Annotated in this window: 24 protein-coding genes and 2 pseudogenes; 6 read left to right on the top strand and 20 right to left on the bottom strand. The window is 63.0% G+C overall.

Translation table 11 applies throughout. From position 1 onward, the window contains the following. Window positions 1–188 precede the first annotated feature (188 nt). Together U0S50_RS17835 and U0S50_RS17830 are read left to right on the top strand one after the other, a co-directional pair. Entirely contained in the window at window positions 189–383 is a 195-nt protein-coding gene (locus U0S50_RS17835; RefSeq protein ID WP_058804243.1) for a type II toxin-antitoxin system VapB family antitoxin, read from the top strand. Then, a complete protein-coding gene (locus tag U0S50_RS17830) occupies window positions 380–787 on the top strand; it encodes a PIN domain nuclease (RefSeq protein ID WP_058804244.1) in 408 nt (135 codons plus the stop codon). Before U0S50_RS17835 ends, U0S50_RS17830 begins: the two co-directional genes overlap by 4 nt. Window positions 788–1,087: 300 nt before the next feature. Here U0S50_RS17830 and U0S50_RS17825 read toward each other — a convergent pair whose 3' ends face one another. The 3 genes from U0S50_RS17825 to U0S50_RS17815 all read right to left on the bottom strand — a co-directional run bounded on the left by U0S50_RS17825 (window position 1,088) and on the right by U0S50_RS17815 (window position 2,807). Then, on the bottom strand, window positions 1,088–1,804 hold the full coding sequence (locus U0S50_RS17825) for a nucleotidyl transferase AbiEii/AbiGii toxin family protein (protein ID WP_052208291.1): 717 nt from the start codon (window positions 1,802–1,804) through the stop codon (window positions 1,088–1,090). 4 nt (window positions 1,805–1,808) lie between these two features. Next, window positions 1,809–2,084, bottom strand: coding sequence for a hypothetical protein (locus tag U0S50_RS17820; protein WP_223181289.1), 276 nt, complete (start codon window positions 2,082–2,084; stop codon window positions 1,809–1,811). A gap of 192 nt (window positions 2,085–2,276) precedes the next feature. Further along, the gene (locus U0S50_RS17815; RefSeq protein WP_052208289.1) at window positions 2,277–2,807 is read right to left on the bottom strand and encodes a hypothetical protein; all 531 of its coding nucleotides are present in this window, start codon (window positions 2,805–2,807) and stop codon (window positions 2,277–2,279) included. A 94-nt stretch (window positions 2,808–2,901) separates the two neighbouring features. On the opposite strand from U0S50_RS17815, the gene U0S50_RS17810 reads away from it, so the two are divergent. Beyond that, complete coding sequence (locus tag U0S50_RS17810) at window positions 2,902–3,153, top strand: AbrB/MazE/SpoVT family DNA-binding domain-containing protein (protein ID WP_039575504.1); 252 nt, start codon at window positions 2,902–2,904, stop codon at window positions 3,151–3,153. Further along, entirely contained in the window at window positions 3,150–3,560 is a 411-nt protein-coding gene (locus U0S50_RS17805; protein WP_054588716.1) for a type II toxin-antitoxin system VapC family toxin, read from the top strand. Before U0S50_RS17810 ends, U0S50_RS17805 begins: the two co-directional genes overlap by 4 nt. Before the next feature lie 35 nt (window positions 3,561–3,595). Here the strand turns inward: U0S50_RS17805 and U0S50_RS17800 are convergent, their stop codons facing one another. From U0S50_RS17800 to U0S50_RS17725, 16 genes are all read right to left on the bottom strand, one after another. Further along, window positions 3,596–4,474 carry a conjugal transfer protein TraF gene (locus U0S50_RS17800; protein WP_082665250.1) on the bottom strand — a complete coding sequence of 293 codons (879 nt, stop codon included), beginning with the start codon at window positions 4,472–4,474 and terminating at the stop codon, window positions 3,596–3,598. Further along, on the bottom strand, window positions 4,471–5,070 hold the full coding sequence (locus U0S50_RS17795; protein ID WP_054588715.1) for a S26 family signal peptidase: 600 nt from the start codon (window positions 5,068–5,070) through the stop codon (window positions 4,471–4,473). The genes U0S50_RS17800 and U0S50_RS17795 overlap by 4 nt, the downstream gene beginning before the upstream one ends. After that, complete coding sequence (locus tag U0S50_RS17790) at window positions 5,042–5,935, bottom strand: type-F conjugative transfer system pilin assembly protein TrbC (protein ID WP_054588714.1); 894 nt, start codon at window positions 5,933–5,935, stop codon at window positions 5,042–5,044. Before U0S50_RS17790 ends, U0S50_RS17795 begins: the two co-directional genes overlap by 29 nt. Further along, on the bottom strand, window positions 5,907–7,016 hold the full coding sequence (gene traN, locus U0S50_RS17785; protein WP_039575491.1) for a conjugal transfer protein TraN: 1,110 nt from the start codon (window positions 7,014–7,016) through the stop codon (window positions 5,907–5,909). The genes U0S50_RS17790 and traN overlap by 29 nt, the downstream gene beginning before the upstream one ends. Continuing rightward, the gene (locus U0S50_RS17780; protein ID WP_321164285.1) at window positions 7,013–8,959 is read right to left on the bottom strand and encodes a hypothetical protein; all 1,947 of its coding nucleotides are present in this window, start codon (window positions 8,957–8,959) and stop codon (window positions 7,013–7,015) included. The genes traN and U0S50_RS17780 overlap by 4 nt, the downstream gene beginning before the upstream one ends. A gap of 327 nt (window positions 8,960–9,286) precedes the next feature. After that, complete coding sequence (locus tag U0S50_RS17775) at window positions 9,287–10,375, bottom strand: TraU family protein (RefSeq protein WP_232014684.1); 1,089 nt, start codon at window positions 10,373–10,375, stop codon at window positions 9,287–9,289. A 525-nt stretch (window positions 10,376–10,900) separates the two neighbouring features. Further along, window positions 10,901–11,527, bottom strand: coding sequence for a hypothetical protein (locus tag U0S50_RS17770; RefSeq protein WP_054590308.1), 627 nt, complete (start codon window positions 11,525–11,527; stop codon window positions 10,901–10,903). A gap of 285 nt (window positions 11,528–11,812) precedes the next feature. Further along, a complete protein-coding gene (locus U0S50_RS17765; RefSeq protein ID WP_054588712.1) occupies window positions 11,813–12,145 on the bottom strand; it encodes a hypothetical protein in 333 nt (110 codons plus the stop codon). Continuing rightward, window positions 12,142–14,670 carry a TraC family protein gene (locus tag U0S50_RS17760; protein WP_054588711.1) on the bottom strand — a complete coding sequence of 843 codons (2,529 nt, stop codon included), beginning with the start codon at window positions 14,668–14,670 and terminating at the stop codon, window positions 12,142–12,144. The genes U0S50_RS17765 and U0S50_RS17760 overlap by 4 nt, the downstream gene beginning before the upstream one ends. Further along, window positions 14,667–15,275, bottom strand: a complete 609-nt coding sequence (locus U0S50_RS17755) for a TraV family lipoprotein (RefSeq protein ID WP_054588710.1) — start codon at window positions 15,273–15,275, stop codon at window positions 14,667–14,669. The genes U0S50_RS17760 and U0S50_RS17755 overlap by 4 nt, the downstream gene beginning before the upstream one ends. 29 nt (window positions 15,276–15,304) lie before the next feature. Beyond that, entirely contained in the window at window positions 15,305–16,597 is a 1,293-nt protein-coding gene (locus U0S50_RS17750) for a TraB/VirB10 family protein (RefSeq protein WP_054588709.1), read from the bottom strand. After that, window positions 16,594–17,358 carry a type-F conjugative transfer system secretin TraK gene (locus U0S50_RS17745; RefSeq protein WP_054588708.1) on the bottom strand — a complete coding sequence of 255 codons (765 nt, stop codon included), beginning with the start codon at window positions 17,356–17,358 and terminating at the stop codon, window positions 16,594–16,596. Before U0S50_RS17745 ends, U0S50_RS17750 begins: the two co-directional genes overlap by 4 nt. Further along, window positions 17,342–17,983 carry a TraE/TraK family type IV conjugative transfer system protein gene (locus tag U0S50_RS17740; protein ID WP_054588707.1) on the bottom strand — a complete coding sequence of 214 codons (642 nt, stop codon included), beginning with the start codon at window positions 17,981–17,983 and terminating at the stop codon, window positions 17,342–17,344. Before U0S50_RS17740 ends, U0S50_RS17745 begins: the two co-directional genes overlap by 17 nt. Before the next feature lie 8 nt (window positions 17,984–17,991). After that, window positions 17,992–18,258, bottom strand: coding sequence for a type IV conjugative transfer system protein TraL (locus U0S50_RS17735; RefSeq protein ID WP_054588706.1), 267 nt, complete (start codon window positions 18,256–18,258; stop codon window positions 17,992–17,994). Window positions 18,259–18,395: 137 nt separating this feature from the next. Further along, window positions 18,396–18,710 (bottom strand): hypothetical protein, encoded by a 315-nt coding sequence (locus tag U0S50_RS17730; RefSeq protein ID WP_054588705.1) that lies wholly within the window; start codon window positions 18,708–18,710, stop codon window positions 18,396–18,398. A gap of 184 nt (window positions 18,711–18,894) precedes the next feature. Further along, window positions 18,895–19,731: a DsbC family protein gene (locus U0S50_RS17725; protein WP_082665251.1), complete on the bottom strand. Its 837-nt coding sequence runs from the start codon at window positions 19,729–19,731 to the stop codon at window positions 18,895–18,897. A 364-nt stretch (window positions 19,732–20,095) separates the two neighbouring features. Here U0S50_RS17725 and U0S50_RS17720 point away from each other — a divergent pair, with 364 nt between their 5' ends. Further along, complete coding sequence (locus U0S50_RS17720) at window positions 20,096–20,572, top strand: helix-turn-helix domain-containing protein (protein ID WP_081997358.1); 477 nt, start codon at window positions 20,096–20,098, stop codon at window positions 20,570–20,572. Window positions 20,573–20,769: 197 nt separating this feature from the next. Here the strand turns inward: U0S50_RS17720 and U0S50_RS17715 are convergent. Beyond that, window positions 20,770–21,118: pseudogene (locus tag U0S50_RS17715) on the bottom strand (integrase core domain-containing protein); the annotation flags it as partial. A 6-nt stretch (window positions 21,119–21,124) separates the two neighbouring features. Here U0S50_RS17715 and U0S50_RS17710 point away from each other — a divergent pair. Next, a pseudogene (locus tag U0S50_RS17710) lies at window positions 21,125–21,475 on the top strand (IS481 family transposase); the annotation flags it as partial. Window positions 21,476–21,592 lie beyond the last annotated feature (117 nt).

The following is a 21,592-nucleotide window of genomic DNA, read 5'->3' as shown; positions in this document are numbered from 1 at the left end:
ACAAGGGCAGAGGCACGTACGCGCCTCTCAGAGGCAAGGTCCTTCCGCCAATATGTCCCACGCGAAATGGGCCACTGCCATGTCGATCATCGCCTCGTCCCATGTTTCAGGGTCGGCAAGATGCCGTGATGGATTGCAAACGCTTTCAAAGGTTCGTATGTGTATGATCTAAGAAAAGGATACACATCATGCGGACCAACATCGTCATCGACGATAATCTTATGAGCGAAGCTCTCCGGGCAACGGGCCTCAAGACAAAGCGTGAGGCCGTTGAGCTCGGCTTGCGGACGTTGCTTCGGCTTCGCAAACAGGACGAGATTCGGAAGTTTCGGGGTAAGCTCGCTTGGACGGGCGATCTTGATGCCATGAGAACCGACGGGTGATCCTCGTCGATTCCAGCGTCTGGATCGATTATTTCCGGGGCGATGCCACACCGCAGACGGAACGATTAGACGCATTGCTAGGCGCCGAGCCACTGCTGACCGGCGACATCATTCTGGCTGAAGTCCTGCAGGGTTTCACCAGCGACCGCGACTTCAACGTCGGGCTGAGATTGATGGGGTCTCTCGACCAGATCGATATCGGAGGTCGCGATATCGCGATCCAGGCGGCCCGAAACTTTCGGGCACTACGCGGCAAAGGGGCCACTATTCGCAAGACCATCGATACGCTTATCGCCACCCGTTGCATAGAAGACGGGTTAGCACTGCTCTACAGCGACCGCGATTTTGATCCTTTCGTGGAACATCTCGGACTCTCGTCGGCCATGTCGGACGCACGCCGATGATGTGATCCCTGCAAATCTGGATCGTAGCTCCAGATTTGCAGGGATAAGTCGTTGCTCGATTTCGCTTCTTCGCCCTGAACGGATATCCAACCGGAATAAGCTCGAAGTTATGGCTTTGCTCGGCGTTGCGGTGAGATGTCCGGCCCTTGAGCAACAATTCCCGTGAATTTCGAAAACGCCCGGACCCCGGCTTGCAGGGCGCATGCCGGTCAGTATCTTTACGGCGAGATATAAATTGCGCGCGATATTGGGCGCATGATTCGGTGCCAACGGCAATCGGAATGATCCGGTTCGTATCGTTCACCGGTCGGACTCATGCGGCCGGGTATCCGGATTCAGGATAGGCTGTTTCGCTGAAGCTCGTCCGATCAGGTCTCGACTGATTTCTCGGGAGTGGGCAACGAGATTGCGCGTCTTTTCGCGAAGCATGAGCTGGCCAATAATCCCTTCAACATAGGCGGGATTCGTTTTGTTGATGACTGCCAGAGCCGTTTCGCACCTCGCGCGGCCGCAATGCTCAATAGCCCCGACTACATAGTCGGGTCCAAAATGCTCGGCGACCGCTGCAAGGTCGAACATATCGCGCGGCTGGAAACTCCAACCGCGATAGAAGACCTTTTTAGCGATGATTTCCGCTGGCGTTTCAAGCGCGATGGCGTGACCTTGAACGTCGTGCGCTCGTGTTGGATCTGGAATGATGCTGTCGCAGCAGATGAAATCAATTTCGCCCAGATCGTGATAAGCAAGCTTCAGCATATCGGTGCCTGCCTGATAGCTGTCAGGAGCGTGATCGAGTTTGATGCCTTGCGTTTCCGGATTGAGAAATGGGAGGATTTGTGGATCGTCCAGAAACAGGTCGATGTCGTGACTTTCACGATGATCGATCTGCAGCATCAGTGCGGTTCCGCCGCCGAAGCTCCACTGAGGCGCGAAGCCGTTCGCCTTCCTGAAATGGTCAAGAATATCTACGGCGAGATTGAAAAGGACCGGCCATTCGCTCGGCCGCTTTGCAGACACGGCGTCAGGCCGCCAGCGGTAGCGTGTAGCCCGAAAGTTCGGAGATTTTATCGGCGACTTGGCTCGCTTGACTTGCGTCTACGCCCATCGCTGCCATGAACTGTTCCTGGACGTTCAGCGGCACTTCGGAGAAGAAAGCGAAAACCGGCGCGTTGCAGTCAATCGCGCTCTTCAAGTCGACGATCATGGCAGCAAGCTGATGTGCGGAAACGGCCGCCCCATAAGGGGCGTTCACCGTCGTCAGCACTTGAGTTACAGCGTTTGCCATCATTCCACTCATAACACGATCCTGTTTGGATCGTTGTTTTCATATAGTCGCGAGCGGTTATCAAAACAAGAATCTCGCTCAGGTCGCGTCCTACGCCCGACGCGAGGCAATAATGACAAGACCAGATTCAGCTTATGAAGCATGCATCATGGCTTTGATGTTTCAAGCAGATTCCGCGCCAGAGCTAAGAAAGTTCCGTCCGGCTTATCGCGACGGGCCCCCAACGATTCCAGTGAATTTCGAGAGTGCGCGGACGCCTACCGCTGGGCGAACGCCCGTCAGCATCTTCGCGGCGAGATAGAGGTTGCGCGCTAAATTGGGCGCATGATCGGTCCCGACGGCGATTGGAATGATCCGGTTCGTATCGTTCATCGGACGCACCCATGCGACCGGATGCCCGATCCAGGGCAAGCCGAGCCGGCCCGATCGCAGCATCGCTTCCTGCGCGGAAATGGCGCGGACCTGCCAGCCATATCGCCTTCCCAGACTTCCGAGCTTGGTCCAGAGATCGGCGCAGGGAACGCAGCCGGGCGCGGTGCTCATCTCGACGACGAAGGCCGAACTGCGTCCGCGCAGTTCCTCGGTAAAGTCCGGCGGGAAAGCGCGCGTCACCGGAACGCGCGAGAGCCAGTGGTTCATCGCCGCAGTTGTTCCGACCGGATGGATCGCGGCGCGCGCTGCATCCTCGCGGCTGACAGTCTGCGCCATGCCGGGCGAAATGACTAGGATGCTCATGCTCAGCGCGCTTGCACATCGCGCCAACATACTGAACTCGCCTTGCAGGTAAGGGGATTTGCTCTTACCTTGTGCTATTGAAAGGACTCGCCACATGAACGCTGTTACCATTACCGCGAAAGGGCAGGTCACGCTGCGGAAGGAATTGCTCAGGCATCTCGGCGTCCATCCAGGCGACAAGATCAGCTTTGACAAACTCCCCGGCGGTGAAATCAAGATTCGGGCCATCAGGCCTTCCGGAAAGATTGAGGATTTCTTCGGGTCACTCAAGCGGGAAGGCCAGCGGCCCATCTCGATCGAGGAGATGAATGAGGCCATTGAAAAGGGCTGGGCCGGACAGCTGTGAAAATTACTGCCGACACCAATATCCTCGTCCGATCCGCAACGCTGGACGATCCCGTTCAAAGCCCCTTGGCAAAAAAGCTCCTGAAGGAAGCAGAACTTGTTGCTGTGACGCTTCCGGCCTTGTGCGAGTTCTGCTGGGTGCTCAGAAAAGTGTATCGCTATGAGGCGGCAAGGGTCGCTGCATCGGTCAGATTGCTTATCGACGCCGGCAATGTCGCAGCGGACCGACAGGCTGTTGAAGCGGGGCTTGCAATACTGGAGCAAGGTGGAGACTTCGCTGATGGGGTCATCGCCCACGATGGCCAATGGCTGGGAGGCGAGACCTTCGTGAGCTTCGATCGAGGCGCTGTTGGCCTTCTGGCAAAGCATGGGCAATCTGCGATGAACCCCGATCAATCGAAAGCTTGATCCAACTGCGCTGCGCTGCTCGGCAATAGACGCTGTCATCGACGCGGCTCCAAGCCCGCACCGACGAGGTCGCCGCCCAACACACGGGGATCGGTCGCGGAAACCGGCCCATTGCCGAGTGCGTCGAAGAAACCATCTTCCTCGCCCGCGCCGGTCAGGAACTGTTCGGGCCGAATGTCGCCGAGCATCAGCCGCACGGCCTGGTATGTGGTCTGCGCGAGATTGGGATAGGATTCGACACCCGACGCGATCACCATCCTTGCCGAGCTGTCGCGGCGGATCACCATCGTCGTCGGTGTCACCTCGACGCCGAAGCGCTGTCCGAGCTCCGGTCGGCGCTCGAGATCCATCTGTGTGACCTGCCAGCCCGTCTCCTCGCGGAACCGTTCGAGGATCGGCCATTGCACCCGGCAATAGCCACAGGAATTCCGCGAGAACATGACGAGCGCGAACTGGCTTGCGTGGGCGCGGAGATACCGGCGGCGAACCGCTTCCTTCTCGGCACCCATCGCCGCGCGCGCGTCGCCGACGATCGGGTTGGCGGACTTGGCATTGAGTTCGGGGTTCTGAAGCAAGGCGATCTGAGTCACGCCTGCGAACGCACGTGCCTTGCGCCGCGCGAAGTCCTGCAGCCGCCAGAAGTCCGCGACCGCGTCGACGGTGAGCACGGTCGCTGCATAGTCGCGTTGCTGCTCGATCAGCTTGCGGATTTTGGGCGGCGTCCATGTCGCCAGTTCCGCCATCGGCGGTATCGCCGGCTTCATCAGCGCGTCGGGCTCGGCATCCGCATCTTCGACCGGCGGCGGTGCCTGATACCACCAATAGCCCTGCTTCGGTTCGCGGGTGGGTGAGGTCGGCTGCGCGGCGGCGGGGAAGGCCGTGATGAGCGCCGCGAGGAGGGCAGGGCGGATCACAGCAGCTTCTCCATGCGGGTGAGGCGCGCGATCGGCACCGGTCCGTAATAGCGGCTGTCGAACCCGCTCGGGTGCAGCGAGCCGACATAGATCAATCCCGGCGGGATCAGCCCGTGATCGGGCCGCCAATAGTCGAGCCGCTGGCCATTTCGCCCGTAGGGCTTGGTCACGCCGAGCAGGACGCCGTCGCAATAATACCACCCGTCCATGGCGTGGGGCTCCATCGTCGACGGTTTCTCGATCAGCGATATGCGCTCGCCGGGCATGCAAAGCGCGCGCTTGGTCACCTTGACCGGTTCGGGGCCGGCCAGCGGATGGGAGAGCATGAACAGGACGAAATCGCCCTTCTCGATCGGCCCCGGCGCCGCGCGCACCGCCCAGGCGTCGATCGACGGCGACATCACGAGAATGGCTTGCTGCATCGCCCAGCACGTCAGAAGCCCGAGTGGCACAACGATCGCCGTCGCCTTCCAGAGCCGGTCGGGGCGCGCGGGCTCGCCGAGCCCCGGACTGCCGAGCGCAACGGCTGCGCGCCGCGGCAGTCCCTTCAAACCGATCGCCAGATGCTTACCGGCCTTCCAGGCGAGACTGAGCATCGCGCACCTCCTCTTTTCCGCCGAGGCGGGCAATTTCTTCGAGCAAACCGGAAAGGGCGGCATCGCCGTAAGCGATATGGCTCCCGCGCGGACTTTCCTCCTCGCGCTCGCAATAGGGGAGCACCGGATCGCCCGGGATCATGGCGAGCGCGGGCACGCGGGTGACGCCGTGCTGGCGAAAGACCAGCGGGTCGACGATCACCTGCACGTCGCGCATCACGCATGCCGGTCCCTCGCAGCCGGGATCGAGGCGGAGAATCTCGGCGGTGAGCTTCGCCATCGGCGCGACCTTGGCCATCCCGCCCGGCATGCCGCGAAACGCGAGGACACCGCGTGCCTTCTCGAGCTGCGCTGCATAGGTGCGCAGCGTTGACGACGGCATCGACGAGGAGACGAACAGCACAGGCACCCAGCCTTTCGCCGCCGGCGCCGGACCGGCATCGGCGACGGCCTTGATCTCGGGCGCTTCGAGCCCGAGTGCCTGGCCGAGCCGCTTCGCCATCGCCTCGCGCTCTGCGGCGAAGCGGTCTTTGCCGGTCTCAAGCGCATCGCGGGCGCGGGCTTCCATCGCTGGCGACTTGGCACGGTCGCGCATCGCCTCGAAGGCGCGCCGGCGTTCGACCTCGCTCGGCTTCGGCAGGTCAGATGGGCCGTTTTGCTGTTGGGCTTTGCGGCGCGACACCGCGCCCTTCAGCCGGTCCATCGCCGCTTCGCCCTCGCGTTCTACCTTCTCGCGCGCCGACGGGTTGTCGTCGATGCCCGGCGATATTTGCGCTGCGGCAAGGCCGGCGATGCCGGCTACGTCGGCGAGCGCCACCGCGAGTACGGCGCGGCGCCTAGCGGCCGATGGCCTGCATATAGGCATCGATACGATCCTTCATGTCTGACTGGATGTCGGCCTGCGCGCGGGCCTGAACTTCCGAATAATATTCGGAGAGGTCCATTCGGCTGAAGTCGAGCGCTTGGAACTCTTCGGGCGTGAACCCGCGGCAGTTCGGCGTCTTCACCGGTCCCCAGCCATCCGCGAACGACTTCAGCTGCGGGCGGCCCTGTTCCTGGATGATGCGGCCGAGCTTGGTATTGAAGCAGCAATGGCTGCGCGACTTCTGGACGCAGATGCCGAGGATCTTCGACGAGCAATAGGAGCCGACCTCGACGCACATGCCCGAGCCGCGTAGCATGCCCGTCTCCATGTCCTGCTGGTCGCAGGAGGAGAGGAGGAACTCGATCATGACGTTGACCGCGAGGCTGATCGCGATCGAGGTCGGATCGATGCCGACAATGATCGCATTGGCGCCCGCGCTCGCCGCCTGGCTTGCCGTCGCGCCCGCCTGGAAGGCGGCATAGGCGGCTTGGGCTCCGGTGAACACGCCCTTGGCGATCGCGATCTTCGTCTGCGTCGACGCGATCGACGAGCCCATTCCGTCCTTGACGATCTTACCCTTGTCCTTGCAGCAGTTGGAAAAGGTTGTCTTGAGGCCCGCTGGGCGGCAGCGCAGCGCGCGGCCGCCGAATATCTCGATGTTCCCGAGACAATTGCCGTCGGTGTCGACTTCGCCGTCGGCGGGCGCGCCCGGATCGTCGACGACGGGTTCATCCTCGATCGGGTTTGCCGCGGTATCGATGCAGGCGTTCGGCGAGCAACTCGGCACGCCGCCGCTCGCCAGCGTCTCGCACGCATATTGCGAACCAAGCGGGCAGGACGACGCGCCGCCGGGCTCGGGCGCGCACGATGCCCGTTCGATCGGGCACTGCCAGCTACCACCTTGCATCCCGACGCAGCTAGCGGTCTCGCCCGCGTCGTCGGCGTCACCATTGCCATTGAGGTCGACCGCGCAAATCTGCTGCGCCTGCGCTGCCGACGCGTAAACGGCGAGCGCGAAGGCGACGATGCCGAACAGGATCAGCGCGAGGCGCGACGGCCAGAAGAGAAAGCGGCCCATCATCGCGCTGTCGCCGTGCAGGCGAGATCGGCGCCAGCGAGCCTGACCGTTTGCATCATGACCACCGCCTCGGGAAAGGTATCAAGGCAGCCGCAGGGCGTGACGATGGTCTCGCCGGGACCGGCGGGACAGACATTGCCCGGTGAGCAGGCGTGATAGAAGGTGTCGAAGCCGGTCGGGCTGGTCTGCTGCGCGCCGACGACGCCCGCAGGCGCCGCGTCGGTATTGGCTTTCGCAGAGCGCGTCTTGCAGACCGCCTCGCAAGCTGGAACCGAGCCGCGATCGGGAAGCGCGAAGGCGCGCGTAGACGCGGCGCTGCCGCCGTCGGCCGTCCGAACGCGGTCGGCGAGCAGCGTCTCGGTCGAACGATCGATGATATAGGCGCCGCGCGACAGGTCGGGTTCGGGCATCGCGCCGGTGTCGATCGCGCATTTATAGGTCCGCTGGCGCAGGAAAAAGTCGCGGGTAAGGGTAGCGGTGCAACTGCCCGTGCCGAACTGGCGCGACCGCGGGAGGGGGCGAAGGCCGGTGCCGACGCCGTTCAGAAACGTCTGGACGCCATCGACGCTCTCGCTGTCGAGGCGGCACTTTTGATTGGCGCCAATATCTTCGCACTGGTCGACGAGCCGGTCGCTCGGTTCGCATGCGTCCGAAACGCGAATCTCGACGTCGACCAGTCCCCATTCGGTCGTGAGAGGCGCACCGCCGCCGCCGCCGCGCACGCGTGCCGACACCGTCGTCGGCCCCGCCCGCAGGTCGGTGGTAAAATCATAGGAGGTGTAATTGCGCGCCGCGCCGCCATCGGTGCGGCAGTCGCCTGAAGGCAATCCTGTCGTCAGCCACGGACGCGGCCCCGCGGAGCCGACGACGCGGCCGTTGATGCGGCCCTGGACCCAGTCGTCGGCGCCCATCTCGACGATCCGCGCCGACAGGAGCTTCGCGGGGTCGCTGACTTCGAAGCGCGCGGTGAAGATCGGCGGCGCGCTACTGCAATTGCCATCTCCGATGATGCGAAAGCGTCGGCAGCCTTCGCCGCAGCCCTGAACCGAATAGATGACGCCCGTCGCGGAGACGATATCCTCATACGCGAGCGGCCGCAGTGTGACGTCGCGTTCGATCGTGCAGGCGCGGACCTGTTCGGCCTTGCCGATGCCGGCGGGCGATCCCTTGAGGCTCTGGAACAGCGAGCTTCCGGCTGCGGTCGCCGCGGCGTCGCCGAGGATCGAAGTCGGACGGCCGCGATAGGCTGTTTGCGGAAGGTCCGGCAAAGCCGTGCAGGCGGTTGATTGCGCTCCGACATACTGGATCAGCGGGCCGTTGATGCGCGCCTCGGCCACGCCGACGCGGGGATCGTGGCTCGTGAGTGCGCCGATCGCGCCGCCGCCGAGATCCTTGAGCACCGACGGCAGATTGTCCATCACGAGATTCGCGCCGCAGCTGTTGTTGACGCAGTAACAGCCCGCGAGTTCGGCCATTTCGGCGGCGGCGAGCCCCAGGTCGCCCGAGACATCGACGTTCCAACGATGATAGTTGCACGCGTTCCAGCTTCCGGGCTGGCAAGCGATGACGCCGTTGGCGCAGATGCCCGAGACGGGCACGGGCAAGGTGGACACGCGGTCGAAGCTGCCGTCGAGATCGGTGTCGCGGGCGATGCGGACGGTGTTGATGTCGCCCGTGCCGTCAGGCTGGATCAGGATTTCGAGGAGGCTCGATGTTTTCTGGCAGGCGAGACTCGGCGTAAAGCTCTGGCTGCGATCGACCGTCGCGATCGGCTGTCCGCTGAGGCCGGGGGTGAGGTAATTCTCCTGGATCGCCTTGCTGGTCGAGGACTTCGCGCGAGAAGCTTCCGCGGCTGCGCGCGCGCGGTCCTCGACTGACTGCGCCAGTGTGCTGGCGGAAGCCATTGCCGCCATCGGCAGCAACAGGAGAGAAACCGAGCGCTTCACGAACGATCACCGTCCACAGTGCGCGATCCATGCGCGAGCCGAAACAGGTCTCCCGCCCGGAAGTCATCGGATCCGGGCGAGAGGTGCCGATAGACGGCCTGGCCGTCGAACACCGTGAGCACCGCTTTTACCCGAGGACACGGCGGGATCAGGGCCGGTCTCGCTTGTGGCGATGGCAATTTACCCGTATCGTCTGCAGGTGGAGCGGCGCCCGAGAGGGGGCAGGGCGCCGCTCCCGCCTCGCGCGCCTGCCGGCAGCCACCGGGGCTGTGGCGGGCAGACCGGGCCGATTCCGGGCTGCGCACGAGACGATCGGGAAGTGCCGGGTCAGGGCGTCGAAATGCCGGCACAGCAGATCGCTTTCTCGAAGAGCATGAACTGGGCGTTGTCCTTGCCCGGCGCGTGTTTGCCGGAGGTCCAGAGCGCGCCGGGACGGCCGATGTTGACGCACTTGCCGCCCTTCACCGGCTCCATGAGCTGGAGTTTGTATCGGCTCTTGGTCCAGATCGGCTGCGGCTTGAACGAGCAGCCGTCCGCCGAATGGATGGTCAGCGCGCCGAGCCGGCCCATCATGAACGTGCCGCGCGCTGCCAGCCCCGCCCAGGCTTCGACGCGGTCGCCCATGTGAATGTCGCCGGCGACAGGATAGGTGCTTCCCCAACTGCCCATGCACCAGAAGAGCGGGTCGATGACCTTGCCCGCTGCCGCCGCGGCGCTGTCGGACATGCAGGCAAGGCCGGCCGCGGGATTGCCGAACAGGATGCCTTCGGGCTGGATGATCGCTCCCAGCGTCCCCGACTGCCAGGTCGGCATCACCTCGGTCATCAGCGCGACGTCGAAACCGTCATCCTCGAGGCACGGAAGATCGCTGAACATGTCGAGCATCTTCCAGACCGGCGCGACATAATAGTGCATCTGCGCGAACAACTTCGTCGTGTTCGTGCCGTCCGAAATCGACGACTGGCTGCCCTGGAGCTTGCCGCCGGTCGCCATGATGTCCGTGCCGAGCGCCATCATGCAGCCGGGTTCGGTCACCACGTCGATCATCCGGTTCGGAGTCCAGAAACTGACCTTGACACCGAACCAGAAGGTTGCACCTTTGCGGCACGCACACAGCGGTTTCGACGCCGATTGTGCGTCGAGCGCCTTGTCGAGCTTGTCGTAGCTGCCGGCGCGCACGCCGCCGATGGTGATGGGGAAGATGCAGTTCCAACGCACCTTGGTGATCGGGTTGAAGATCGTGTCGCTCGGACATTTGGATGCTTGCGCTGGAGCGGGGATGAAAGCGAGAACTGCGCCGAGCCCGACAGGTACCGCCCAGCGAAAGGACCGGCGCGTCTTCTTCGGCTCGACTTGGCGCCTGGCGCCGCTGCTCCCCGATGCGGAAGTCGCGCGCAAGTGTCGGCAAGCTGGCATGACTTCTCCGTTCCGCCAGGTAGGGCGCTGAAAAGGTTGGATGAGGCTTCGGCGCTCTGTATGGGCGATTGGCCTGCCCGAAGCGGAGATGGACCCGCCGACATGCTCGTCGCAACCAGATGGGAAAGGATATGCCGCGGATGGGCACATTGTTGCCGCTATCAGCGGTGCGGGGCCGGCTTCCGTGACGCTGAGGTTGGATTTGCCGATCAGATGTCTGCTCGCGGTCCCGTCGCGTCCTTGCGGACCAGACCATGGCGAAGGGAAGGCACCAAAGCTCGCTTCTTGCGAAGCGAGTTCCTCCAGGCATCAACGAAGTCGACGATCGGGCCAAATGGGACCCTGCGGAATCTTGCGAACTTCATCGAAGTAAAAAAAGACGCCCGTCCAGCCGGAGCCAGGCGGGCGTCAAGATGAAGAACTCTGTCTTCGTTTCCGATTAGAGCTCCCCTGGGTCGCGGCGTCCGAATAGGCGGATGACCGGATTTGCGATTGGATGAAGGCGCCAAAAAAGAGCTGGCGAAATTACGGCGTGCTCGCCGAGCGTAGGATTTGGCTCGCGGGAGCCGGGCCTTTTCGTTCAAGCGCGAACTCGCTGACCTCGAGCTTTTGTCCGACCTGCGCGACTATGACCGGCGCAACGCGAAGATCGAGCCGCTCCTTCACGCGCTCTTCGAGAATGAACAGCGGGCGCGCAACCTTCTCTCCGAGTGCGATCGGGTCGGTCACCTCCGGGCCGCCTCCGGCGAGCAATATCCAGTCGCTCGCCCGCGCGTGGCCAAGCGCCCAGTTCAGGTCGCGCGAATGAACCACGATCAGGCGCTGCGGCATCGACACATAGGTGAGGGGGTTGAAGGTGTAGCCTTTGGGATAGAGCAGTTTGCCGTCGTCCAACCGGACCTCAAAATCGAGCGTGTGGAACGGCACGACGCTTCGTTTCCTGTTCGCGCGCGCAACGCCGAGGGCGGCTGACTGCATTGCGCTCCACTTCTCACGCGGACCGAAACGACCCGCGATGCTTTTCGGCTGCTGCGCAACGCGCGCCTCGATTTCAGAAAGGGCATCGGGTTCAGCGATCGCCCAGGTGCGCCCGATCGCCGCGGTCTGTCCACGCGCCGTGGCGGCGATGACGAATGCCCCAAACACGAGCATCAACGAGGTGCCAAACTGCCAGGCGGCCACTCGAATGCTACCGCGATCATGTTCCACGACGATATCTCCTCCATCTTTCTCGCGGATCGGAGCTGCCAACACCGATGATCGCACCGACAAGTGAAACCAACGAGAGAAGGCTCAGCACGACGATGAGCGATCGCGGCGAGTTCGCGATTGGGCCGGGCGCGGCGAAGAGGATGAGGGCTTGCGCCTGGCCGAGCATCAGGCCACCGACGGCCAACCTGACCGCGATGGGCGAAGGAGCGTGGGAGAGGAGGCCGTTCATCGTGTCCGCCGATGACCGCGCCACCGGAGCATCAGACCGCTCGTCACGGACGAGAGCCAGATCAGGACCAGCCCGCTTGCGAAGCAAGCGATTCCGACCGTCACCGACGCCTGCGTAAACAGCGACGTCGGCTGGTCAACCAGCAGTCCGGCGATGAGAACGAGGCCAGCCATCATGACGGATTCGATCATGACGAGCCGGAACCGCCAACCCAGTGCCTGCCGCTCGGCCACTGCCGCAACGGCCGCGTCGAACAGCGCCCGATCGGCGGGCAACATGGCGTCGAGCTGCATCGCTAGCTCGTCGGGATGGAGCGAAGGCCGCTTCATGCCGCTGGCTCCGATGCTCGCGGCAAGTCGCGGCTATCGCCCAATATCTCGCGGGGATCGACGTCGGCGAGCTCGCACACAGCCTCGAGCGGCGATCGCCCGGCCCGGATCAGTGCTTCGAACGCCGCGACTTCGCCGGGCGCGCTGGTGTTGATCCAGTAGCTGAAGGGATCGACGACAAGCCGCGCGACCCCGAGCCCGAGCGGAGAGTCGATGAAGACCTCGCTATAGTTCGGCTTGTTGTTGCGGACCGATTTCAGGAGGTCGAGGACGAACCCGGAATAGTCAAGAATTTTGCTCTCGACAGCACGATCATAGGTGGAGCCTTGCAGGAGGAACCGCGTTGCCGCATTCTCGAGGATGACTTGGCCTGTGCCGCCGAACAGCGTGAGGTCGTTCATAGACTGGAGGACGATGCCGAAGCTGCCCTGATATTTGCGGGCACGGCGGTAGCCTTGTGCGAAGGCTTCAGCCAGCCGCGACAGATCCTGACCATCGCTTTTCGTCATGAACTGCGCTGCTTCGTCACAAAGCACGAAGCGGGGCCGGTCGCGCGCCGAGAGGTAGAGCTCCTGCGTCACCGCATTTACCACCACCATGACGATGACGTTGAACAGGTCAGGCATGGCTTTCAGCCGCTCGAGCTCGAGGACGACGAACTCGTCGGCGGAGATGTCGAAGGTCGACGGCCCGTTGAAGAAGTGCCCGTAAGCGCCATCCGAGCCGAAATCCCTGAGATTGAACGCGAGCTCGCGCGCGACCGGCTTCAGATGCTCGACACGGTCGAGATCGGCTGCGGCAAATTGCGGATAGGCACCGAGCCAGGCGCGGACCGAGTCGATGCCTTCATCGGCATAGCCCCCATCGATCGTCCACTGGACGGCCGACTTGATGAGATTCCATTCTGAGGTCGAAACGCCTTTGCGCGTCGCCGCGTTCCCCATCTCGGCAACGATCGCGACCGCCATCGCGATCGCCGAATGCTTGTCCTCGCCGTCTAGCGCGAGCCCGAGGTCGAACGGGTTCAGAACCAGCCGTTCCTCGCCGACGTCGATATAACGACCCGAGCAGAGGGTGCAGAGCTTGCGGTAGGATCCGCCAATGTCGATGATGCGGATGAGGGCGTTCTGGGCATAATATTGCCGGCAGAGATCGTTGAGGAGGAAACTCTTGCCCGCGCCGCTTTCGGCCGCGACCACAAAATTATAATTGTTGATGCGCGGATCGAAGAGGTCGAGTGTGACGAGCTGACCCTTGCGGCCCACATAGAGCAGGGCAGGGCGGCCGCCTCCGCGAAAGTCGGTCTGGATCGGCGCCATCAGCGCTGCCGCCTTCACCGGCATCCGGAAATCGCGCTCGAGCATCTTGATCGTTCGGCGCTCGGGATAAAGGCCGAACGGCAGGCTCGCGGTCAGCAAGATCGGATTGAGGTAGGATTCTTCCTGCACCATCCAGGGCAGCGGTTCACTTTCCCAGAGGCGCTTGGCGCGCGCGGCCATCTCGCGGGCGTGATGGGAATCGCGGCCGAACACCCAGACGGTCGGCATGACCGAGACGAAACGGCTGTTGCCGGCCTCGTCGAGCACCCAGCCGATTTCCTCGATCTGTTTGCCGACCTCGACCGCAAAGCTGCCCGCCGCTTTCTGCGCCGACAATATCTGGGCGCGCTTGTGAATTTCGAACTGCGAATGGTCGAAGAGGATGTTGAGGCAATAGAGGAAGGGGCCGCCAATCTGGTCGCTGTCCTCGGCGCTCCCGCGCATCCCGCCCATCAGCCGGTTCATGTGTTCCGCGGTAACCCGCCTCGCCGGCGCTTTCGGCGTCAGGCAGCGTGCGACCTGGCCCCCGAGGAACACTTCGGGTCCGTCGAAAGCGAGATCGGGGCCGGCATCGACGATCTGCTTGCGGATCGGCGGGGCGGGGTGCCCGGCTGCACCGCTGGCGAATACGCCAGGAGCGTCCTCGAAGACGCCGTTGAAGATACGGCGATAGAAGGAGATCATTTCGTGCGGCTCGACGCGGCGAATGCCGAGCTTGGCAAGCTGCTCTTCGATCTGGCGGCGCAGGTCGCTGTGCATGGGGGCGCGCGTTTTGACAGCGAGGAAGGTCCGGAAATCACGCACCGGAATGCCGTGGAGCGCGCCAAGCCCGTTCCGGCCTTCGTTTAGATAAGCGTGCGTCCGGCGCGCCGATGCCTGGATCAGCGGATCTGGCCGGGTCTTGAGGTCGAGATAGGCGTCGAGCGCTGGCGCAATCAGCGGGTCGGCGAAGCTGATAAGCTGGACGACGCTGTTCTCGGGAAACTGGACGTTGAACAGGCCGAGCAGCGCCTGGTGAACATGCGCGAACATATAGGCGGTAGGGGTCAACTCCCAAGCATAGCCCCAGCCATCATCGATGCAGAGAAAGGCTTCCTCTTCCTCGACCCAGGCGACGAGCGGGAGGAAATCCGAATAGCGGTCGCGCGCAACGGCGCGGTGCAGGTCGGAGAAGGTAAGACCACCGCCGGTTCCGGGCGCCTTCATGGCCGCGGCTCCGCGCGCGCGGGCACAACCGGCGGCGTCAGTTCGCTTCCGGGCACCTCGCGGATCTGCTCGAGCACCGGCACGCGCGCCGCGGCTGAGACCGGCGGCACGAGATAGCCGCCGACGACCCAGGAGGGGGGCTCAAGCACCGAATAGACGAAACGCGGCATATAGAGCCGGTCGGGCCGGTTCCGATCGGCATAGGGCAGGATCAGTGTTCGCACCGCCTGCGCCGGCCGCAGCATCGGCGCCTCGGGCGCCTCGATCAGCCCCTGAAGCTCCCGGTAGACGCTGTCGCGGTAATCACCATAGGCATCAGCATCGCTGCGTCCTCGGCGCGCGGTGCCGCGCTGGTTCGCCTTGAGCAATATCTTGTCGCGTGTCACCGCCGGGTCCGAACGCGAAGCCCGGCCCTCCGCCGCATCCTCATAGGCTTTCTCGGGATGGATGCACTGGCCGTGATCGTCGTTCTTGCAGCTGAACTTTTCGCTGTACGGCGACATCGCTGAGCCGAGCGTTGCGCACCCTGAGAGTGGCAAGACGCCGGCAAGCAAGAGTGCGGCTGAGCAGAGGCGCGCGCGGCGCCGGTTTGACATATCGGTCATCGATATTCCTCCGAGGATGGGCGGGGGCATCAGAACTTGCTCCCGGCGGTCGGCTTGATCTCGAGCGTGACGCCTTCCTGGATGACGACGACGACGTCCTTGGCGGCGCCCACTTCGACGATAGGTCCCGCCTGCCGCGCGAGATCGAGATAGAAGTCGGTGAGCTTGTCGGACGACTTCGAGAGGCCGCCTGCGATCCCCACCTTGGCGGCGTCGCCGACATCGAGCGTCCGCACCGAACCCAAGGCCGATGTCGACACGTCACCGACCGTGTTCTCGACCGTCTGGCTGATCCCGCTGATCGTGCCGGCGATGAAGGCGCGCGCGAGACTCGCGCCGGCGCGCGTTACCACCTTGCCCGACAGCCCCTTCTTGCCGTCGGTGTCGACGAAGAAACCCTTGATCGGCTGGTCGACCACCGAGCGTTCGTCGAAATCGACGCAGGACAGCGATACGAGCTGGACCTCGACCCGCTCCTTGGCGAGGCTGCCCGTCGCGTTGCCGATGACGAAGCAGCCCGAGAGATTGGCCTTGACGTCATTCGGCAGCACGGCGGGCGCCTGGACGCGCGCAATCAGCGGCTCGGGGTTCGAGGTAGCATCGCGGCTCGCGAGCGCGTCGATCCCGGTCAGCAGCCGCGCCTTCATGAAACCAGGTGGCAAATAGATCGTCCGGGTCTTTTTTTTAGCGCCAGACGGCGCGCCCTTGCCATCGGCCGCGGCAATCGTGCCGGGGGCGGTCACCGCGGCGCCGATCGCGCCGACGGCCTTTTCAACCGGGGGCGCAGGAGGAGCAGGGGGCGCCGCGGGTGGTGAAGGAGGTGGCGGGATCTCGCCCGTCGCGATTTCGGCATCGCCGGGCGCGGGTGGATAATCCGGTATCGCGCCCGGCAGAGCCGGGGGAAGCCCGGGGTCGCCGTCGGGAGGTGCGCCTGGCTTGCTGCCGGGCACGACCTTGCCCTCCTCGATCGCGGTGACGCGGTCGCCGAGCAAGGTCTGGCCATCGAGAATCTTCTGGAGGTCGCCCCGCAGCTTGGTCTCGAGGCTGTCGCCGCGCAGGCCGGCGCCCATGTCGAGCTTGGTCACCGCTGGCGCCTCGGGCGCCTTCTCATCTCCGCCTGTACTCGCCGCGTAGAGACCGGTACCGAGCATCGCGACGACGCCCGCGACACTCAACTGCTTGGCGCGCAGCTTCTGTTTCGAGCCCAGCGTCGCCCAGCGCTCCTTGAATGCGAGAAGAGCGGGGCCGCGAGTGGCCTCGGGCGGAAGCGGTTTGCCGACCTCGCCGAGATCGAGCGGCTCTTGTTCGGGCGTGTCGTTCATTCGCCGTCTCCCCGGCGGATAACGATCAGCCGCGCGCTTTCGCCCGCCTTGAGGCTCAGTCGGTCGAGCGTGACTGCGAAGATGTCGATGCCAAGCGCGCGGTCGAGGAACTGCTGTTCCTCGAGCACGACATCGCTGTCGCTACCGAGGCGATACTCGGAGACGGAAAGGCCGGAGCCTTCGATCGCGAGACGCCGGCGCTCGACGAGCTGCGCCGAGGGGAGGCCGGCAATCGTGATCGTTCCCGACCGCGGCGCGACCTCGGTGAAGCTTGCCGGCACGCGGTCCTGAAGCATCGCGAGCGTGATCGACACTGCCCTCTCTTCCTCGACTAGCGGCCCGAGCAGCTCCTCATTGGCCCGTGCGCGCTGCGGCCGTCCGGGAGCAAGCGTGACCGTTTGCGCGGGAATTTCCGTAGGCTCGGCATAGAGCGGATAGATGGCCCCGTTGCAGCTGATGAAGAACTCAGAGGGTGTCGTCACATAGCTGCGCGTCACCATACCCATATCGTCGACTTCCTTGACGAGAAACTTGATCCAGGCGTCGGAGCCCGCGCGCTCGACCGCGATCGCCTTCTCGGCCGAGAATTTTACATCCTCGATCTCGCCGCCGACGCAGACGATATGATTGACGTCGCGGTTTGAGAGGCGGATCGTGCTCATCTGGTCGGGAAGGACGGTGATGGCTTGCGCTGATGCGGGCGCGGGCAACAGCAGCGCGGCAACGGGCAGCGCCGCCGCGAGCCTAGCGAGGCTGGACATCGAATTTCTCCTCGGTGAGCGAAATGACCCAGAAGCGTCCGTTCTCGACGGCGTAGCGGACGCGAAGTTCGCCGCGGAACTTGCGGATGACACCGCCGATCACGCGGACCTTCTCGATCGGGACCAGGATGTCACGCTCGGTCCACTGGACCGGCTGATCGGGGCGGATGTAGGTCGCGATCGACAGCGTCGGATTGCCCGCGAGCTCGTCCAATATGCCGTTCAGGCTGTCGCGCATGCTGTCGTACGCCGATGGATGGACGATCGAGAGCAGTTCCTGGAACTGCCGGTCGGCCGAGTAGGCCGAATAGGTCCCGGCGAGCGCGACGATATTGCGCGTCATCGTGCGGATATAGGCGGCCGATGGCTTCGAGCCGGTCACATAGAGATCGCCGCCCGAACCGAACGGCACGACCACCGTGCGCTCTTTCTGGTCCGAGCTGTAAATGACCGTGCCAAGCACCGCGGTAATGCCGAACAGCCCGACGATCGCGAACTTGAGCAGCCGGTTCTCTTCGAAGAGGTTCGATGAGCCCTGAATGTACCGATGGATCCCGAAGCTGGCGGGTTTACCGAGCAGCGGGTCGACCGGCGCGCTTCGGGGTTTGCGATGACGCGAGAACATCTGCGGCCTCACTCGTAAAATCGGGTTTGGGTCGGACCCGGATAATGGCGAAAGCGAAGCATCCCCCAGCGCCATGCGAGATGGGCGAGGAAACCGCGCGGCTGCGCGCGCTTCCATGGCAGGAAAAGGAGAAGGGCCGCGATGAACGCCCAACCGACCAGTCCGCCGACGATGACGGCGACGAAGATGGTGGTGACCACCAACACGAACTCGTCCGATCCGAACCACAGGATCTGAACCGGCTTGTGCAGATATTGGGGCAAGCGTTCGTCCATCGACCCTTCTCCTCCTGCTACGGTCCTCACCAGCGAAGCAAATCGAAAGCGAAGACGAGGGTCCGGGAGCACTTCCTCCCGGTGACCGGAACGTGGGCGAGCGTGGAACCCGAATGCTTGCCCACGTTCCGATGCCGTCAGATCACCATGCCGAAGGTTTGAAGGATGCTGTCCGCCTTAATGAGGCAGACGGCAGCGACGATCGTCGGGATGCCGATCATGATATTGCTGAACAGTCGCGACACGCCGAACAGGAAGGCGGCGACGCCCCCGACGAAGCCGAGCGGGCCTTTGACACCCTGGTTCACGACAATGTCGTAGATGTCGTAGCCGAGATCCCCCGCCACGGGCGCGGTAAAGGCGTGGGCGCTTGCCGCGAGGAGCGACAGAAGCAGGACCGGTACGCCGACATCGGCGGCCGAAAGTACGGTTCTGGTAAGTTTTTTGACCATGAATGATTGCTTTCTTGGGCATTGGGCCGCCCTGAACTCTGCCTGCCGGCATCGATGGTGATCGTTGTCGGCCGACGGCGGTGCTGGACGGCCCGAAGGGGCGTCGCCGCCGGCATTCCGGTGCGTTGGGACCGAGAGCGATGATGCTCTCTGCGTCCGAGCAGCCGCCATGAAGAGATGGAATTCAGCGAGAGACACGGTTGGTCTTCGCCGAGGATAGAAAGGCCTCGATCTCGGCCTGCTGAAATCCGGAGATGAGCTTGCCGCCCGCGATCAAGGTCGGCGTCCCGCTGACACCAGCGGCGCTGACCACTTTGGCGTGAGCTTCGACCTTTCCGCGGCCTTCAGCGCAGGTTCGCAGCGCTGTCGGCGCGGCACCCGAATAGATGGCTTTAAAGGCTACCGCCTTATCGACTGAGCACAGGATGTGCTCGGACTTTGCCGCGGCTTCCGGATGAATGCCGCTCACGAAGAATATGAGACGCCGGACCGGTTTTCCCTCGGCGGCCTTCGCTGCCCAATATCGATTAAGCGCGCGACAATAGGGGCAGTCGGGATCGGTAAATTCGATCACCGTCGGCGCATCCTTGGGGCCGATTTCAAGCGCCTGTGAGGAGTCTATCGATTTCAGACGGTTGGAGATGCCGGCTTCCTGCGCGAGGGCTGTCAGATTGACGCCGTTCTTGTCGAAGATCGACGCGAACAAGAGATGCTCGCTCTCGGGCGCATAATAGACGATCCGGCCGCCAGCACTCGCTTGATAGATCGCGCCTTTCACCGGCGCCGGTTCGAAATCATCGAACTGGAGATTTGTGAAGGTTTGCTTGAGTTGCTGCTCCGCCTCCGCTGCGGCTTTTGCCAGCAACACCTTCTCCGTCTTCTCTTGTGCACAAACGACCGGCGAGGCGAGAAGTGCGGCCGCCGCCAGTAAGACGGCAGGTTTCTTGAAGGGGCCGTTCGCCGATAATGACGATAACCGGAATCGAGGCGCAGCACGATCGTTCGCGGAATCGCATGACATGAGTCCTCCCTGGCGCGACGGCGCCCGTTCGATGTGGGTTGCGTGAACGTCCGATGAGGCAGCCAGTGATAAGTCAGCCGGTCGGAACGGAGGGATAGATGGACGCGCTGTGAGCCAGCGGCAATCGTGAGGGCAGGCGCGTTCCCCAAGGCGGCACGATTGTGCCGCAGCCGAGCATCGTGATTCCAACTTTCATATTGGAATCAATGAATTGAAGGGAATTGCGTCAGGCGCGACACAGACTGAAATCCTTGAAGATGAACGAAGCTAATAGACTGAAAGCATCTCTACTTGCTGTGTCGCTCAGCGATAGCCAGCCTCGCATGGAGCGCTAGCGCACCACATACTATTCGGACGGAAGCTCATGTCGGACACCAGGACATGCGAGAAGGGCGGCGTCGCTTCGCTGGATCAGCTCAAGGAGTTCTCTGGGCGGCGCATCGAAAGCGAGCGTCTTCGCCGTCGCTTGAGTCAGGAGCATCTTGCCCGCAGAGTTGGATTGAGCGTTCGTTGGCTACGAGAGATCGAGAGCGGTAACCCGGCCGTGGCGCTCGATGACCATTTACGTTGCGCAGCGGCGCTCCGTCTCGCGCCCGCGTTCGTCCTTCTTCCCTTGTTGGACCCTGACTACAGCCAAGCTTCGTCGATCGATCCAGCGCCATTCGAATGGGCCGACATCGAATATCTGATCTGGACTCATATCGGCAGACGAGCAGGATGGGCTGCACACCGCGGCGAATTTGAACGCGCCCAGGAACCTCTGCGCGCCGAGGTTCGAGTCCCTGCTGAAAATCAGTCAAGAACAGCACAATCTTTACCTGCTACTCAGGATAGGAGCTAAAATTGCTACTTCTGAAAATTTGTCAAGTGAACCAGGGACAAGGATTTGCGTACCCGAGTTGCATTGCGATCAGAACGACGAAGTTCGGGGCAAACCGACATCCCAGGATCGTCCAGAACTTGCCAAGATACTCGATGGCTTCTGAGCTGCTACCCGTTTCTGGACCGCCCTGCTGGCAGCCTTCCAGCGTGCTGACATCAGGGCGGGCCATGTGCCGCTGATGCCAACATGAGCGATATCGGTGATTTGTTCTCGATCGCGCTGTGCGGTCGTACCTCGTTGTAGTCCCTACGCCAAGCCTCGCATTTTCGCACCGCGTCATCCAGGCTCATGAACCAGTGGGCGTTAAGGCATTCCTTGCCGTTGAAGCTCTCGATGAACGCGTTGTCGGTGGGCTTGCCAGGCCGCGAGAAGTCGAGCGTCACGCCCTTCATGTAGGCCCACAGATCGAGCTCGCGGGAGATAAAATTCGCTGCCATTGTCAGCCCTGATCGAGGCGGGATAACCCACTTGCGCGCAGCCCCGTTCCAGCACCTCGAACACATCCGGTGTCCGGTGCAGGCGCGATTGCCGCTCGACGACGTGTTCATCGCGCTGAAGGACGTGATCCCACACCTGACACGCTCGTCGCTGCACCGTTGCCTGCAACGCCACGGGATCAGTCGGTTGCCCAAAGCCGATCGGGAGAAGCCGAAGAAGTTCAAGAAATATGAGATTGGCTACTTCCACGTCGATATCGCGGAACTGCGCTATGAAGGCGGAAGAGGCTTCCTCTATGTCGAAGTGGACCGCACCTCGAAGCTGGTGTTCGCCCGCATCTATCGCCGGGCGACCAAGCTTGCCGCGGCAGCGTTCCTGCGCGTGCTTATCAAGACGGTGCCATACAGGATCCGTGGCCTGCTGCCGGTTTGGTGGACACCGAGATAGGGTGTTTCCACCTATCGGAGGTCCACAATGCAAAGAAGGAAGTTCAGCCGCGAGTTCAAGCTTGAGGCGGTGAGGATGGTCCGCGAACGCGGG

Source organism: Sphingopyxis sp. (genome assembly GCF_034380315.1).
In the GTDB taxonomy this organism is placed as follows: Bacteria; Pseudomonadota; Alphaproteobacteria; order Sphingomonadales; family Sphingomonadaceae; genus Sphingopyxis.
This window is presented reverse-complemented; position numbering and strand designations above follow the sequence as displayed.

What these genes read in the sequence shown, in the direction of transcription:
- U0S50_RS17835 (WP_058804243.1), top strand. Translation starts at nt 189, where the DNA reads ATGCGGACCAACATCGTCATCGACGATAATCTTATGAGCGAAGCTCTC.
- U0S50_RS17820 (WP_223181289.1), bottom strand. Translation starts at nt 2,084, where the DNA reads ATGAGTGGAATGATGGCAAACGCTGTAACTCAAGTGCTGACGACGGTG.
- U0S50_RS17815 (WP_052208289.1), bottom strand. Translation starts at nt 2,807, where the DNA reads ATGAGCATCCTAGTCATTTCGCCCGGCATGGCGCAGACTGTCAGCCGC.
- U0S50_RS17810 (WP_039575504.1), top strand. Translation starts at nt 2,902, where the DNA reads ATGAACGCTGTTACCATTACCGCGAAAGGGCAGGTCACGCTGCGGAAG.
- U0S50_RS17795 (WP_054588715.1), bottom strand. Translation starts at nt 5,070, where the DNA reads ATGCTCAGTCTCGCCTGGAAGGCCGGTAAGCATCTGGCGATCGGTTTG.
- U0S50_RS17790 (WP_054588714.1), bottom strand. Translation starts at nt 5,935, where the DNA reads ATGCCTATATGCAGGCCATCGGCCGCTAGGCGCCGCGCCGTACTCGCG.
- traN (WP_039575491.1), bottom strand. Translation starts at nt 7,016, where the DNA reads ATGATGGGCCGCTTTCTCTTCTGGCCGTCGCGCCTCGCGCTGATCCTG.
- U0S50_RS17775 (WP_232014684.1), bottom strand. Translation starts at nt 10,375, where the DNA reads ATGCCAGCTTGCCGACACTTGCGCGCGACTTCCGCATCGGGGAGCAGC.
- U0S50_RS17770 (WP_054590308.1), bottom strand. Translation starts at nt 11,527, where the DNA reads ATGCTCGTGTTTGGGGCATTCGTCATCGCCGCCACGGCGCGTGGACAG.
- U0S50_RS17765 (WP_054588712.1), bottom strand. Translation starts at nt 12,145, where the DNA reads ATGAAGCGGCCTTCGCTCCATCCCGACGAGCTAGCGATGCAGCTCGAC.
- U0S50_RS17760 (WP_054588711.1), bottom strand. Translation starts at nt 14,670, where the DNA reads ATGAAGGCGCCCGGAACCGGCGGTGGTCTTACCTTCTCCGACCTGCAC.
- U0S50_RS17755 (WP_054588710.1), bottom strand. Translation starts at nt 15,275, where the DNA reads ATGACCGATATGTCAAACCGGCGCCGCGCGCGCCTCTGCTCAGCCGCA.
- U0S50_RS17750 (WP_054588709.1), bottom strand. Translation starts at nt 16,597, where the DNA reads ATGAACGACACGCCCGAACAAGAGCCGCTCGATCTCGGCGAGGTCGGC.
- U0S50_RS17745 (WP_054588708.1), bottom strand. Translation starts at nt 17,358, where the DNA reads ATGTCCAGCCTCGCTAGGCTCGCGGCGGCGCTGCCCGTTGCCGCGCTG.
- U0S50_RS17740 (WP_054588707.1), bottom strand. Translation starts at nt 17,983, where the DNA reads ATGTTCTCGCGTCATCGCAAACCCCGAAGCGCGCCGGTCGACCCGCTG.
- U0S50_RS17735 (WP_054588706.1), bottom strand. Translation starts at nt 18,258, where the DNA reads ATGGACGAACGCTTGCCCCAATATCTGCACAAGCCGGTTCAGATCCTG.
- U0S50_RS17730 (WP_054588705.1), bottom strand. Translation starts at nt 18,710, where the DNA reads ATGGTCAAAAAACTTACCAGAACCGTACTTTCGGCCGCCGATGTCGGC.
- U0S50_RS17725 (WP_082665251.1), bottom strand. Translation starts at nt 19,731, where the DNA reads ATGTCATGCGATTCCGCGAACGATCGTGCTGCGCCTCGATTCCGGTTA.
- U0S50_RS17720 (WP_081997358.1), top strand. Translation starts at nt 20,096, where the DNA reads ATGTCGGACACCAGGACATGCGAGAAGGGCGGCGTCGCTTCGCTGGAT.